Source organism: Streptococcus oralis (assembly GCF_003943825.1).
Lineage (GTDB): Bacteria > Bacillota > Bacilli > Lactobacillales > Streptococcaceae > Streptococcus > Streptococcus oralis_CD.
Window position 1 is genome coordinate 1 of record NZ_RJNJ01000118.1, and the last position, 549, is coordinate 549.

Annotated in this window: 1 pseudogene; it reads left to right on the forward strand. The window is 41.2% G+C overall.

Annotation, left to right across the window (positions count from 1 at the left end):
* Positions 1-37: 37 nt before the first annotated feature.
* Positions 38-394 (forward strand): annotated as a pseudogene (gene truB, locus D8863_RS10910) (tRNA pseudouridine(55) synthase TruB); the annotation flags it as partial.
* Positions 395-549: the final 155 nt, after the last annotated feature.

The window sequence follows — 549 nt, forward strand, 5'->3', positions numbered from 1 at the left end:
ACTTATATCCGTACCTTATCGGTTGATTTAGGTGAGAACTTATATCCGTACCTTGTCTGTTGACTTGGGAGAGAAGCTGGGTTATGCGGCCCATATGTCCCATTTGACTCGGACGAGTGCAGCAGGTTTACAGTTAGAAGATGCCTTGACTTTGAATGAAATTGCTGAAAAAGTGGAGGCTGGTCAACTGGACTTTCTCCATCCTCTAGAGATTGGAATAGGTGACCTTGTCAAAGTTATCCTAACTCCAGAACAGGCTACAGAAGTGCGATTTGGTCGTTTTATTGAGTTAGACCAAACAGACCAAGAATTGGCTGCCTTTGAGGGGGATAAATTGCTAGCCATTCTAGAAAAAAGGGACAATTTTTACAAACCAAGGAAGGTTTTTAGCTAGTTTAACTAGAGTGTGGGGATGGAATCGTTTCCCCCTAGACTATCCAAATCAGACTATAAATTTTGAAAAAAATATGATAGAATAGACGACGGATAAAAAAACGGAGGATAGCATGCAAAATAGACCAATCATTATCGGAGTGACAGGTGGTTCTG